The sequence below is a fragment of the Actinomadura livida genome (assembly GCF_014648675.1).
GTDB lineage: Bacteria > Actinomycetota > Actinomycetes > Streptosporangiales > Streptosporangiaceae > Spirillospora > Spirillospora livida.
This window is the reverse complement of the sequence record NZ_BMRO01000007.1, coordinates 325320-338492: the sequence shown is the minus strand read 5'-3', so window position 1 is coordinate 338492 and position 13173 is coordinate 325320. Positions and strand designations below refer to the sequence as shown.

The 13173-nt window shown below is 73.3% G+C and carries 13 protein-coding genes; 3 read left to right on the top strand and 10 right to left on the bottom strand.

Annotated features, from left to right (window positions below; translation table 11 throughout):
* Positions 1-1119 carry a PP2C family protein-serine/threonine phosphatase gene (locus IEZ03_RS19000; protein WP_184881969.1) on the bottom strand — a complete coding sequence of 373 codons (1119 nt, stop codon included), beginning with the start codon at positions 1117-1119 and terminating at the stop codon, positions 1-3.
* A gap of 124 nt (positions 1120-1243) precedes the next feature.
* Here IEZ03_RS19000 and IEZ03_RS18995 point away from each other — a divergent pair, with 124 nt between their 5' ends.
* Positions 1244-1465 (top strand): hypothetical protein, encoded by a 222-nt coding sequence (locus IEZ03_RS18995; protein WP_184881967.1) that lies wholly within the window; start codon positions 1244-1246, stop codon positions 1463-1465.
* An 18-nt stretch (positions 1466-1483) separates the two neighbouring features.
* Here the strand turns inward: IEZ03_RS18995 and IEZ03_RS18990 are convergent, their stop codons facing one another.
* The 8 genes from IEZ03_RS18990 to IEZ03_RS18960 form a co-directional block, all read right to left on the bottom strand.
* The gene (locus tag IEZ03_RS18990; protein ID WP_132054543.1) at positions 1484-1951 is read right to left on the bottom strand and encodes a ribose-5-phosphate isomerase; all 468 of its coding nucleotides are present in this window, start codon (positions 1949-1951) and stop codon (positions 1484-1486) included.
* 64 nt (positions 1952-2015) lie between these two features.
* Entirely contained in the window at positions 2016-3008 is a 993-nt protein-coding gene (locus IEZ03_RS18985; protein WP_184881965.1) for a hypothetical protein, read from the bottom strand.
* 45 nt (positions 3009-3053) lie between these two features.
* Positions 3054-4001 (bottom strand): ATP-binding protein, encoded by a 948-nt coding sequence (locus tag IEZ03_RS18980; protein ID WP_184881963.1) that lies wholly within the window; start codon positions 3999-4001, stop codon positions 3054-3056.
* 153 nt (positions 4002-4154) lie between these two features.
* A complete protein-coding gene (locus IEZ03_RS18975) occupies positions 4155-4907 on the bottom strand; it encodes an energy-coupling factor ABC transporter ATP-binding protein (protein ID WP_184881961.1) in 753 nt (250 codons plus the stop codon).
* The gene (cbiQ, locus tag IEZ03_RS18970; protein ID WP_184881959.1) at positions 4904-5668 is read right to left on the bottom strand and encodes a cobalt ECF transporter T component CbiQ; all 765 of its coding nucleotides are present in this window, start codon (positions 5666-5668) and stop codon (positions 4904-4906) included. The genes IEZ03_RS18975 and cbiQ overlap by 4 nt, the downstream gene beginning before the upstream one ends.
* Complete coding sequence (locus tag IEZ03_RS37985) at positions 5668-6009, bottom strand: PDGLE domain-containing protein (RefSeq protein WP_221480606.1); 342 nt, start codon at positions 6007-6009, stop codon at positions 5668-5670. The genes cbiQ and IEZ03_RS37985 overlap by 1 nt, the downstream gene beginning before the upstream one ends.
* Complete coding sequence (locus IEZ03_RS18965) at positions 6006-6716, bottom strand: energy-coupling factor ABC transporter permease (protein WP_229808395.1); 711 nt, start codon at positions 6714-6716, stop codon at positions 6006-6008. The genes IEZ03_RS37985 and IEZ03_RS18965 overlap by 4 nt, the downstream gene beginning before the upstream one ends.
* Positions 6717-6837: 121 nt before the next feature.
* Positions 6838-7452 carry a mycothiol-dependent nitroreductase Rv2466c family protein gene (locus tag IEZ03_RS18960; protein ID WP_132054995.1) on the bottom strand — a complete coding sequence of 205 codons (615 nt, stop codon included), beginning with the start codon at positions 7450-7452 and terminating at the stop codon, positions 6838-6840.
* A gap of 168 nt (positions 7453-7620) precedes the next feature.
* Here IEZ03_RS18960 and pepN point away from each other — a divergent pair, with 168 nt between their 5' ends.
* Both pepN and IEZ03_RS18950 read left to right on the top strand, forming a co-directional pair.
* Positions 7621-10155: an aminopeptidase N gene (pepN, locus tag IEZ03_RS18955; protein ID WP_184881957.1), complete on the top strand. Its 2535-nt coding sequence runs from the start codon at positions 7621-7623 to the stop codon at positions 10153-10155.
* A 141-nt stretch (positions 10156-10296) separates the two neighbouring features.
* Complete coding sequence (locus tag IEZ03_RS18950; RefSeq protein ID WP_184881955.1) at positions 10297-11292, top strand: hypothetical protein; 996 nt, start codon at positions 10297-10299, stop codon at positions 11290-11292.
* On the opposite strand, the gene malQ is transcribed toward IEZ03_RS18950, so the two are convergent.
* The coding region (malQ, locus tag IEZ03_RS18945) for a 4-alpha-glucanotransferase (protein WP_189241220.1) at positions 11273-13173 on the bottom strand (1901 nt) is incomplete at its 5' end. The genes IEZ03_RS18950 and malQ overlap by 20 nt on opposite strands.

Below are 13173 nucleotides of genomic sequence, written 5' to 3'. Positions count from 1 at the left end.
TCAGATGCGCCAGATCAGGACGAGGGCGCAGTCGTCGTCGCGGGCCGCCGCCATCGTCTCCACGAGTTCCTTCGCGCCGCTGCCGAACCCCTGCGGGACGAGCCGCTCCGCCTCCCCCAGCAGCCGGTCGATGCCGGCGTCCAGATCGCTGCCCGGGGACTCGACCAGGCCGTCGGTGTAGAGGAGCAGCGCGTCGCCGGGCCGCAGCATCCCGTGTTCGGGGACGCACCGCAGATCGGGCACGACGCCCAGCACGACGCCCTTGGCGGTGCCGACCCGCCAGGCGCCGGTGCCCGCGTCGAACTGGACGGCCGGCGGATGGCCCGCCGACTCGACGGTGTACTCGCCCGTCTTCAGGTCGACGACGACGTGCACGGCCGTGACGAAGCCCTCGTCCCACCGCTGGCGGTGGAGGTAGTCGTTGCAGGCGGGCAGGAAGCGGTCGGGCTGGACCGATCCAAGGAGTCCCCCGAAGGCGCCCGACAGCATCAGCGCGCGGGTTCCCGCGTCGGTGCCCTTCCCGGAGACGTCGACCAGCGCGACCTCCAGCGTGTCGCCGTCGGAGGCCGACACCACGAAGTCGCCGCCGAACGAGGACCCGCCGGCCTGCAGCAGCACGACCTGGGAGTCCCAGCCGTCCGGCAGTTCGGGCATCTCCCCCTGGCGCTTCAGCCGGTCGCGCAGCTCCAGCAGCATCGAGTCGCCGCGCAGGCCCTGCACGCCGAGTTTCTGGCGCGTCCGGGCGAGGGTGAGGGCGAGCACCGCGGTGATCGTCAGCGTGGCGGCCATCCCGATGCCGATGCCGGGGACGTCCAGCCAGGCGTTGTAGGCGCTCACCCCGGCCACGACGACGAGCAGCGCGACCAGGCTGCGCACCTTCAGCAGCAGCCCGCCGCCGAGCACGATCAGCACCTGGAGCCCCGAGGGCGCGATGCCCCGGGTGTCGTTCGCCGTCGCGATCCCGATGCAGATCGAGAGGATCGCGAGGGCCGCGAAGACGTGCCGCTCCCTGGTCAGCCTCCCCCGCCGCAGCCACCGGTACAGCGCCACGAGGACCGGGATCCGGCGCAGGGCGGCACGCACTCTCGGCGGAAGGGCGTGCACCAGTCGTTGAAGCATGACTCCGGCACTGTACCGAGCAAACCCGCCACCGCGCCGGTATCCACACCACCGGTGACCATTTGCAACGGTCCAGCTACGTTTTCTCCGGGTAGGGGTACGTGGTACGGGAAAGGGGCGGCACATGGGACAGCCGGGCATGCGGATCACGGTCGACGCGGCGATGCGGGCGCGGGACGTCTCGCGGGAAGGGCCCGACGGCGCGGAGCCGGCGGCCGGTGATCCGGGCACGCGCGGCGATCCCGCCAAGGCCGCCGAGGCGCCCCGGCGCACGAAGGCCGCGAAGAACGAGCGGCGCCGCCAGGGCAAGCGCGGCGCCCGCAAACCCCCCGCGAACGGCCTCTAGCGGCTGGGGCTCCAGCGGCTAGGGAAGGGGCGGGAGTTCGCCGGTGCGCTCGTAGTCGCCGAGCATCTCGATGCGGCGGGTGTGCCGCGGCTCGCCGGAGTACGCGGTCCCGAGGAACAGCTCCACGAAGCGGGTGGCGGTGTCCAGGTCGTGCTGCCGGGCGCCGAGGCTGATGACGTTCGCGTCGTTGTGCTCGCGGGCGAGCGTGGCGGTGTCCTCGCTCCAGACGAGCGCGGCCCGCACGCCCTTGACCTTGTTGGCGGCGATCGCCTCGCCGTTGCCGGACCCGCCGACCACCACGCCGAGGGAGCCCGGCTCCGCGGCGGTCCGCTCGGCGGCCCGCAGGACGAACGGCGGGTAGTCGTCCGCGGCGTCGTACTCGAACGCGCCGCAGTCGACGGCCTCGTGCCCGTTCTCCTTCAGCCAGGAGAGCAGGTGCTCCTTCAGCTCGAAGCCGGCATGGTCGCATCCAAGAAACACGCGCATGGGGCCGATTCTCGCAGCCCCCGGCGGGCGGTGCGCGCGGGGGTCGGCGTCACCGGGCCCCCGCTCAGCCGTCGTCGCGTTTCCGGTCGACGATCGTCCGGTCGGGGAGGTTCAGGTCGTCGTCCTCCGGGTCGTCCGCGGGCGCTTCCGCCGCCGCTCCGGGCGCCTCCTTCTCCTGGTCGGCGGCGTCGGCGCGCTCGGCCTCGGGCGGCTTCGGCGCCTCCGGCGCGGGCTGCGCGGGCTCCTGGGCGGGCTGCTGCTGCGGGACGGGCGGCGCGCCGAACTGCTGCGGCGCCCCCGCCTGCTGCGGAACGGCCGGAGCCCCCCACTGCGCCTGCTGCTGCGGCTGGTGGGGCTGGCCCTGCGGCGGGACGTACGGCACCGCCGACGGATGCGGCTGCCGCGGCATCCCCGGCTGCGGCATCTGCGCGCCCTGCGGCTGCTGTGCGTAGGGCTGCTGCGCGTACGGCTGCTGCTGCCCGCCGTAGGGCTGCTGCCCGTAGGGCTGCCCGCCGTAGGCGGGCTGCTGCGCCTGGCCGCGCGGACGGATGAGCACGAAGGCCGCGAGCGCGCCGAGCCCCGCGATCCAGCCGAACAGCAGCCCGAACGACGCGCCGTTGCCGATGTGGTTCCAGATGGTGCGGCTCGCGAAGGACCCGGCGGTGCTGGGGACGTCCAGCGCCCACACCAGCAGGACCCCGCCGATCAAACCGGACACCCCGCCCGCGATGGTGGTCGCCCACCACCCGGCGATGACCGAGCCGAGCGGGCCCCGCCCCGGGTCGATCGTCCTCGCGGCAGCGAACACGAGCAGCGCCAGCACGACGAGGAACAGCAGGAACTGCAGGTTCACGACGAACCAGACGTCCATGTTGCCGCGGGGCGTCAGGATCCAGTGCGGGTACTGGAACGTCCCCACCAAGGGGCCCAACCCGCTGCTGGGGTCGATCTCGTCCCGGACCGCCTCGACCACCCACTGGTTGTTGAAGAGCAACGCCAGAAGGGCGATGGGCGCCACCGCGCCGCCCGCCATGGCCACCATCCGCCGCATCGTCATGGCGGGCAGATTAGTGGCCGGCGGACCCTGCCGGTAGGCCCGGCGCTACCCGGGGTAGGCGGCGGGAAAGCGGAATCCGTGGTCGATCTGCTCTTCCAGGTTCTGTCCCGTCGCGGCGTTCGCCCAGCGCCGCGCGTTCTTGACGTGGAACTCGACGGCCTGCCGCTGGAACCGGTCCCAGTCCTTGACGCACGCGTCGACCTCGGCGCGCATCCGGTCGAGGGCGGCGACGTTCCCGTCCTCCAGCGCGGTGTCCGCCCGGCCCTGCTCCAGCGCCCGGACGGCGGCGGACTGGCCGATCCAGGTCAGCAGGTCGTTCCCGACGTGCTCCCGCAGGTAGGCGACGTCGTCCTCGGACTGCACCTTGTTGCCGACGACGCGGATGGCGACGTCGTAGTCGCGGGCGTACTCGGTGTACTGCCGGTAGACGCCGACGCCCTTCCGGGTCGGCTCCGCGACCAGGAACATCAGGTCGAACCGCGTGAACAGCCCGGACGCGAACGTGTCGGCCCCCGCGGTCATGTCGACCACGACGTACTCGCCGGGCCCGTCCACGAGGTGGTTGAGGTAGAGCTCCACCGCGCCGGTCTTCGAGTGGTAGCAGGACACGCCGAGGTCGTCGTCGTTGAACGGCCCGGTGGCGAGGAGCGTGACGCCGTGCACCTCCTGCCCGGCCTCGTGGAACGGGTCGTCGCCGCGGAACCGCAGCAGCCGCGAGCCCCGGCCGGGCGGGGTGGTCTTGACCATGGCGGAGGCGGCGGAGATGCGCGGGTTGTCGCCGCGCAGGTGCTCCTTGATCTCGGGGAGCCGGTCGCCCAGCGCGGGGATCTTGGCGGCCAGGGCCTCGTCGAGGCCGAGCGCGACGCCGAGATGCTGGTTGATGTCGGCGTCGACGGCGACCACCGGGAGCCCGCGCCCGGCGAGGTGCCGGACGAACAGCGACGACAGGGTGGTCTTGCCGCTGCCGCCCTTGCCGACGAATGCAACCTTCACAATATCCCTCTTTTCGGATATGAAAACCGTTACCAGTGTCAGAAAACCGAGTCTGGCGGAGGGTGAGGGAGGAGGCAAGCGGAACGGCCGGGAACCGCCCGGATCGGTGCGCGGGTCGGCGGGCCGAATGAACGGGCGAGGTCGGCGGGCGGGTCAGCGCACGGTGGCGGCGGGATCGAACCCGAACGGCAGTTCCAGCCGGTGCGCGGCCAGGAGTTCGGTGTCCATCAGCAGGTCCCGGGTGGGGCGGTCGGCCGTGATCACGCCACCGGAGAGGATCACCGACCGCGGGCACAGCTCGGCCGCGTACGGGAGGTCGTGCGTGACCATCAGGACCGTCACGTCCAGGCCCAGCAGGATCTCCGCCAGTTCGCGGCGGCTCGCCGGGTCCAGGTTGGAGGACGGCTCGTCCAGGACGAGGATCTCCGGCTCCATCGCGAGGACGGTCGCGACCGCGACGCGGCGGCGCTGCCCGAAGCTCAGATGCTGCGGCGGCCGGTCGGCGACCTCCAGCATGCCGACGCCGGCCAGCGCGTCGCGCACCCGGCGGTCCAGCTCGGCGCCGCGCATCCCGAGGTTGGCCGGGCCGAACGCGACGTCCTCCCGCACGGTCGGCATGAACAGCTGGTCGTCGGGGTCCTGGAAGACGATGCCGACGCGGCGGCGGACCTCGCGCAGCGCCTTCCGGTCGCCGGGGTCGACCGCGAGACCGCCGACCCTGACCTCGCCCAGCCCGCCGTGCAGGATGCCGTTCAGGTGCAGGACGAGCGTCGTCTTCCCGGCGCCGTTCGGTCCGAGCAGCGCGACCCGCTCGCCGCGCCCGACCGTGAGGTCGACGCCGTAGAGGGCCTGCGTGCCGTCGGGGTAGGCGTAGGCGAGGCCCTTCACATCAAGGGACGGGGTCATGGCGCGATCCAGGCGGTGAGGGCGACGAGCGCGGCGGCCGAGGGCAGCAGGGCGGCGGCGGTCCACTGCGCGGCGGTCGCGCCCACGTCGTGCATGACGGGCATGCGGCCGTCGTACCCGCGGCTCACCATCGCCAGGTGGACGCGCTCGCCCCGCTCGTAGGAGCGCAGGAAGAGCGCGCCGACCGACCGGGCGAGCACGCGCGTCGCGCGCAGGTCGCGCGCCTCGAATCCGCGGGACGCCCGCGCGACCCGCATCCGGCCCAGCTCGGCGGTGACGACGTCGACGTAGCGGAGCATGAACGCGGCGATCTGCGTGATGAGCGGCGGCATCCGGAGCCGCTCGATGCCGAGCAGCAGCAGCCGCGGCTCGGTCGTCGCGGCGAGCAGGATGGACGCGACGACGCCGAGGGTGCCCTTGGCGAGGATGTTCCAGGCGTCCCACAGCCCGCCCTGGCTGACCTGCAGCCCCAGCACCGCGACCTTCTCACCCTGCGCGACGAACGGGATCAGGAACGCGAACGCGACGAACGGGACCTCGATCACGGTGCGCCGCGCCACCGTCGGGAACGGCACCCGGGCGAGCAGCGCGACGGCCGCGAGCAGCAGCGCGTACACGCCGAACGCCCACATGCGCTCGCGCGGGGTGGCGACGACCAGCAGCACGAACGCCACCACCGCGACGATCTTGGTCTGCGGCGGCAGCCGGTGCACCGGTGAGGCGCCCGGCAGGTACAGCCGGTGCGCGTGTCCCGCGCCCACTACCCCTGCCCGGACGTTCCCGCCGGCGCCTTCTCCCGCGGCTCCCCGGCGGGCTCACGCCGCCGCACGGCCCAGAACAGCCCGCCGCCGACCAGCAGGACGGCCCCGACCCCGATGACGCCGGACAGCCCGGCCGACACCCACTCGTTGTCGACGCCCTTGACCCCGTAGTCGCCGAGCGGGGAGTCGCCGAGCGCGTGGTCCTTCTCCTCGGCGCTGATGCCCTCCTCCTCGGCGACCTTCTCCAGGCCGTCCGGGCTGCCGCTGGCGTAGTAGCTGACGATCCCCGCGAGGACGAGGGAGACCAGCAGGAACGCGGCGAAGAAACGCTTGGTGGTCATGTGGCTTCTCCTCGGACCTGGGACGCCGCGGGCCGGGCGGTGCGCAGCTCGGCCGGCTTCAGCAGGCCGCGCGCCCCGTACACGAGGTCGGGCCGGACGGCGAGGACGCTCGACACGGTCACCGCGGTGATCAGCGCCTCGCCGATGCCGATCAGGACGTGGACGCCGAGCATCGCCGCGGCGACCGTCCCGATCGACACGTCCGCCGTCCCGCCGACCGCGTAGATCAGCGTGAAGGCGAGCGCGGACGCGGGCACCGAGAGGAGGGCCGCCACGAACGCCGCCCCGGAGACCGACGCCCTGGTCTTGGGCAGCACCCGCAGCAGCAGCCGGAACGTCCCGTAGCCGACGGCGACCGTGACCAAGGACATCAGGATGATGTTGACGCCGAGCGCGCTGAGGCCGCCGTCGGCGAACAGCAGCGCTTGCAGGATCAGCACGACCGACACCGCCACCATGCCCGCGTAGGGCCCGACGAGGATCGCCGCGAGCGCGCCGCCGAGCAGGTGCCCGCTGGTCCCGCCGGCGACGGGGAAGTTGAGCATCTGCGCGGCGAACACGAACGCCGCCGTCAGCCCCGCGAGGGGCGCGGTCCGGTCGTCCAGCTCGCGCCGCGCCCCGCGCAGCGCGATCCCGACGCCGGCCACCGCGACCGCGCCCGCCGCGATCGACACGGGCGCGTCGATGAAGCCATCAGGTACGTGCACCTACCGCCACCGCCTTACCGGTTCCTGCCGACCCATCCAGTGTGCGGCGTCCTGACAGTAGTTGCAACACTCTCGCAATAGCAAGAGATGTGTGACTTGCCCGCGACGGCGTCCGGGCGGGTCAGTCGAAGATCGGGTCCCGGGTCCGGCTGCGCTTCAGCTCGAAGAAGCCGTCCGTGGCCGCCACCGCGACCACGCCGTCCCAGAGCCTGGCGGCGGCCTCGCCCCGCGGGATCGGCGACACGACCGGGCCGAAGAACGCGCTGCCCTCGACCTCGATCACCGGGGTGCCGACCTCCTGGCCCACCCGGTCGATGCCGTCCTTGTGGGAGGCGCGCACGGCCTCGTCGTAGGCGGTGGACTCGGCGGCGTCCGCGAGCGCCGGGTCGAGCCCGGCCGCGGTCAGCGCCGCCTCGAAGTAGGGGCGGCCGAACTCCTGCTTCTCGTGGTGGCGGCGCGTGCCCAGCTCGGTGTAGAGGCGGCCGAGGGCCTCCGGCCCGTACTTCTGCTCAGCGGCGATGCACACGCGCACCGGGCCCCAGCCGTCCCGGAGGCCCTTGCGGTACTCCTCGGGGACGTCCTTGTCCTCGTTGAGGACGGAAAGGCTCATCACGTGCCACCGCACTTCGATCGGGCGCAGCTTCTCCACTTCCAGAATCCAGCGCGACGTGATCCACGCCCACGGACACAGCGGGTCGAACCAGAAATCCACGGGGGTGACAGCGTCCTTGGCCAACGTCGCCTCCTATAGCGAGAACAGGGTGTTTAAAGCGACAACCAAGCCGCGGCGATCCCGATTCCCGCCCGGGTAAAGGTTCCAATGCCCGTGGCGGGCGGGCCGGATCGGCCTCCGGTTGGTAGACATGGGGGAAACCAAGCGAATGAAGCCGACCAAGGAGTTCATGTGGCAGGCAACCTCACGCGCGATGAGGCGCGGGAACGGGCCCGGCTGCTCACCGTCGAGTCGTACACGGTCGACCTGGACGTGACGACGGGTGAGGAGGGTTTCGGTTCCACCACCGTGATCCGGTTCGGCTGCGCGGAGGCCGGCGCCTCCACGTTCGCCGACTTGCACGGGGCCACCGTGCGGGAGGCGACGCTGAACGGCAAGGCCCTGGACCCCTCGTCCTACGACGCCGAGAAGGGCCGTCTGCCGTTGCCGGATCTGGCCGCGGAGAACGAGCTCCGGGTCGTGGCCGACTGCACGTACTCCCGCTCCGGTGAGGGCCTGCACCGGTTCGTGGACCCGGTCGACGGCGGCGTCTACCTGTACTCGCAGTTCGAGACGGCCGACGCGCACCGCATGTTCACATGCTTCGACCAGCCCGACCTGAAGTCCACGTTCGAGTTCACGGTGAAGGCCCCCGCGGACTGGGAGGTCGTCACCAACGAGGCCCCCGCCTCGGCCGAGGGCGGCACGTGGCGCTTCCCGCCGACGCCGCGGATGTCCACCTACATCACCGCGCTCGTCGCCGGGCCGTACCACGTCGTCCGCGACGAGTACCGCCGCGAGGACGGCTCCGTCATCCCCCTCGGCGTGTTCTGCCGCGCGTCGCTGGCCGAGCACCTCGACGCCGGCGCGATCGTGGACGTCACCCGCCGCGGGTTCGGCTACTTCGAGAAGGTCTTCGGCCGGGAGTACCCGTTCGGCAAGTACGACCAGCTGTTCGTCCCCGAGTTCAACGCGGGCGCGATGGAGAACGCGGGCGCGGTCACGTTCCTGGAGGACTACGTCTTCCGGTCGCGGGTCACCGACGCGGCCTACGAGCGGCGCGCCGAGACGATCCTGCACGAGATGGCGCACATGTGGTTCGGCGACCTGGTCACCATGCGCTGGTGGGACGACCTGTGGCTGAACGAGTCGTTCGCCACGTACATGAGCGTCCTGTGCATGGCCGAGGCCACCGACTGGACCTCGGTGTGGACGACGTTCGCGAACCTGGAGAAGGCGTGGGCGTACCGGCAGGACCAGCTGCCGTCCACCCACCCGATCGCCGCCGACATCCCCGACATCCGCGCCGTCGAGGTCAACTTCGACGGCATCACCTACGCCAAGGGCGCGTCCGTCCTGAAGCAACTCGTGGCCTATGTCGGCCTCGACAACTTCCTGGAGGGCGTGCGGCGCTACTTCGACCGGCACGCGTGGGGCAACACCGTCCTGACCGACCTGCTGGGCGCGCTGGAGGAGATGTCCGGCCGCGACCTCGCCGCCTGGTCGAAGGAGTGGCTGGAGACCGCGGGCGTCAACACGATGCGGCCCGAGTACGAGCTGGACGGCGACGGCAACTTCTCGTCGTTCGCCGTTCTGCAGGAGGCCAAGGCCGACTACCCGACGCTGCGTTCGCACCGCCTCGCCATCGGGCTCTACGACAGGACGCCGGAGGGCGTCGTCCGGCGAGAGAGGGTCGAGCTGGACGTGGTGGGCGCCCGGACGGAGGTCCCGCAGCTCGTCGGCGAGAAGCGTCCCGACCTCGTCCTGGTCAACGACGACGACCTCACCTACGCGAAGATCCGGCTGGACGAGCACTCGCAGGCCACCCTCGTCGAGAGCATCGGCGACATCCGGGAGAGCCTGCCGCGCGCGCTGTGCTGGTCGGCGGCCTGGGACATGACGCGCGACGCCGAGATGCCCACCCGCGACTACGTCCGGCTCGTCGCGAAGGGCATCCGCGGCGTCACCGACATCGCGGTCACCCAGACGCTGCTGCGGCAGGCGCGCCTCGCCCTCCAGCAGTACGCGGACCCGGCCTGGCGCGGCGAAGGCCAGGCCCTCCTGGCCGACACCCTGGCGGACCTGGCCCGCGGCGCCGAGCCCGGCTCGGACCTCCAGCTCGCCTACACCCAGGCGTTCGCCGGTTCCGCCGTGTCGGACGACCACCTGGCGTTCATCCAGGGGCTGCTGGACGGCTCGCAGGTCCTCGACGGCCTCACGGTCGACACCGACCTGCGCTGGACGCTGCTGCGCCGCCTCGTCGTCACCGGGAAGGCGGGCGAGGCCGAGATCGACGCCGAGCACGAGCGGGACCGCACCGCCGCGGGCGAGCGGCACGCCGCCGCCTGCAAGGCCGCCATCCCGTCGGCGGAGGCGAAGGCCGCCGCGTGGGACCGGATCGTGTCCGGCGACCTGCCCAACGCCGTCTTCCGGGCCACGCTCGGCGGTTTCGTGGAGCCCGACCAGGCCGACCTGCTCGTGCCCTACGTCGACCGCTACTTCGCCGAGGTCGGGCGCGTCTGGCGGGAGTGGAGCAGCGACATGTCCCAGACGTTCGCGGAGGTCGCCTACCCCTTCCTGGTCATCGAGCAGTCCACCGTGGACCGCACCGAGTCCTACATCTCCGAGGAGAAGCCCCCGCCGGCGCTCACCAGGCTCCTGTCGGAGGGACGCGACGGCGTCGCCCGCGCGCTGCGCGCCCGCGCGAAGGACGCCGCGTCCGCCTGAGCACCGCGTCCGCCTGAGCACCGCGTCCGCCTGAGCCGGCGCCCAGATCGGCCTGCGCGAGCCTGTCCCCCGCCCCCGTGACCATGGGATCGTTGACGGTCACGGGGGCGGGGCCATGTCGCCGGCGGGGGAGGAGTCGCGTTGGAGACCGCACAGGACGTTCTGACGGCGCTGGCGCGGCGGTACGCGTTCGGTGACCTCGCGGCGCTGATCACGCAGGGCACCGTCGTCCCCGACCACCACGCCGCCGCCGTCGCCGCCCTGTGCGCGTTCGGGCAGCGCGTCCTGGACCTGGACGCCGAGGACTTCGGGATGCCCGAGGCCACCGGCGAGGTCCCCGGCGACCTGCTCGACCGGGCCCGCGCCAGCCGCATGCCGCAGGCGCCGCGGGAACGCCCGCGCGGCGCGCTCGCCAGCCTCCGCCCCGCGTACTCCCTCCTGCTGGAGGTCATCGCGATCCGCTGGCACCGCCGCGACATGGCCGCGCTCGTCGCCGCCGTGCACATCGCCGGCGAGTACCTCCCGATGCTCGCGTGGGAGCCCGTCCTCGGCCACGCCGGCGACCCCGCCCGCATCGGCGCGTCCGTGACGGGCGAGGGCAGCCGCTTCGGCGTCCCGGTCGAGCCCGGCTCGGCCCGGATGTGCGACCACACCCGCCCGGAACGCTCCGCCTGCGAGCGGACCCTCCGCGTCGCCAGGGAACCGGCGCCCGGGTGGCGCGCCTACCTCGACCGCCAGCACAGCCAGGTCGCCTCCGCGCTCGGCGACTGCGCCGCCCGCTGCCGCACCCCCTGCACGGTCATGACCCGGCTGGACGGCCCGGTCCGGGCGGACCTCACCGACCGCTGCAAGCTCGCCGTGGACTTCACCGACGGCGCCCTGGTGAAGCTGCGGCACGCCGCGCCGGTCGGGCACGGGTTCGGCGTCCCGTCCCCGGAGGAGGTCCGGACGGCCTGGGCCCGCGCCCGCAAGTCCCTGTCCCGCCACGCGCTGGGGCACAAGGCCATGGCCGGCGCCGACGGCTCCTACCCGCTGCCGGGCCTTCCCGAGCTCTTCTCCGCGATCGCGGCGGCCGAGCTGCGCCCCGACACCCTCCTCCGGGACGTCACCACCCGCATCACCGCGACCCTCGCCTGAGGCTCGGGTCGACGAAGGCGTCGCCGAGGTCTTCCAGGAAGACGGGGTCGCCTCCGGCGTCGGCCAAGGGGACGCGCCAGTTGGGGTACTCGTCCGTGGTGCCCGGCTGGTTCTGGGTGCGGCGCTCTCCGACGGCGTCGGCGAGCGAGACGCCCCTGAGGCGGGCGGGTGTACGTCCCAGGAAGGCGTGCAAGGCCGCGACGATCTCGCCGTCGTGGGCGGTGGAGCCGTCCGCCAGAGCCCGCATGATGTCGGCGGGCGGCGTCGCCAGCAGGTCCTCGCCGTGCAGGAGGGCCAGCCAGTCCGCCAGCTGGCGGCGGTGGTCGTCCTCCTCCTCGGCGCGGGAGCGGGTGAGGAGGCCGAGCCGGTCGCGGAGGGCGATGTGGTCGCCGTGGACGAAACCGGTGATGGGCGGCATGTCGTGCGTGCCGACGGTGGCGAGGGACAGTTCGCGCCACCGAGCGGGCGGTTTGGGACGCCCCTCCCCGTCGCGCTCGAACCACAGCAGGGACGTGCCGAGGACGCCGCGGTCGGCCATGGCCTCCCGCACCTGTGGCTCGACGGTGCCGAGGTCCTCGCCGACGACCACGGCGCCGAAGCGCTCGGCCTCCCAGGTGAGGCAGCCGAGCAGGGCGTCGCGGTCGTAGCGGACGTAGGTGCCGTCGGCGGGTGACGCGCCCTCGGGCACCCACCACAGCCGCGACACCTGCATGGCGTGGTCGAGGCGGATGCCGCCCGCGTGCCGCAGCACGGCGGCCACCATCTCGCGGAACGGCCGGTAGCCGTCGCGGGCCATCGCGTCCGGCCGCCACGGCTGCTGGCCCCAGTCCTGGCCGCGCTGGTTGAACTCGTCCGGAGGCGCCCCGACGCTCATCCCGGACGCGAGCATGCCCCGGTACATCCACGCGTCGGCGCTGCCGTGCGGGATGCCGACCGCCAGGTCGTGGACGACGCCGACCGGCATCCCCGCGTCCCGGGCCGCGCGCTGCGCCGCCGCGAGCTGCCCGTCCAGGCGCCACTGGAGCCACGCGTGGAACGCGGCGCGGGAGCCGGGAACGTCCACCCCGCCCTCCTCACCGGCGTCCGGGCCGCCGGCGCCCTGGAGGGACGGCGGCCAGCGGCGCCAGTCGGTCGTGCCCTGCTCCTCGCTGATCGCGCACCAGGCGGCGAAACCGTCCAGCGCCGCGCCCTCGCGCCTGCGGAACTCCGCGTAGCCCGGGTCGGCGTCCTCCCGCCAGAGGCGGAACATCGCCTCGAACGCCTCCAGCTTGGCCGCCCAGACCGCGTCCCGGTCCAGCAGCCCTTCCTGCGCGCGCAGCTTGGCGGCCAGGGCGGCGAACCGCTCCCGGTCCCGGGCGGGCAGCCGCGCGTACTCCGGCATGTCCTCGACCCGCAGGTAGATCGGCGACGGGAAGCGGCGGCTCATCGGCGAGTACGGCGACGGCCCGACCGGCGGGACGGGCTCCGTCGCGTGCAGCGGGTTGACCAGGGTGAACCCCGCGCCCAGCTCGCGGCCGCTCCACGCCGCGAGGTCCGCCAGGTCGCGCAGGTCGCCGAGCCCCCACGACGCCCGGGAGCGCACCGAGTACAGCTGCGCCGTGAACCCCCACGTGCGGGGCGGGGGCCGCAGCGCGGCCGGTGCCACCAGCAGCGCGGTGTGGTCGGTACGGCCGCCGCGCCGGACGCGCAGCCGGTGCCAGCCGGCCGGCACGTCCGCCAGCCCGGCCAGCGGCTCGAAGGGCCGCTCGTCCGGCGGGACGCGCGGACCCGGCGGTGCCAGGACCTCCCCCGCGGACACCTCGATGTCCACCTCGGCGTCCTCGCCGGAGCCGAGATGACCGCGGAGCTCCGCGAGGACCCGGCCGGTCACCGTGCCGTCCC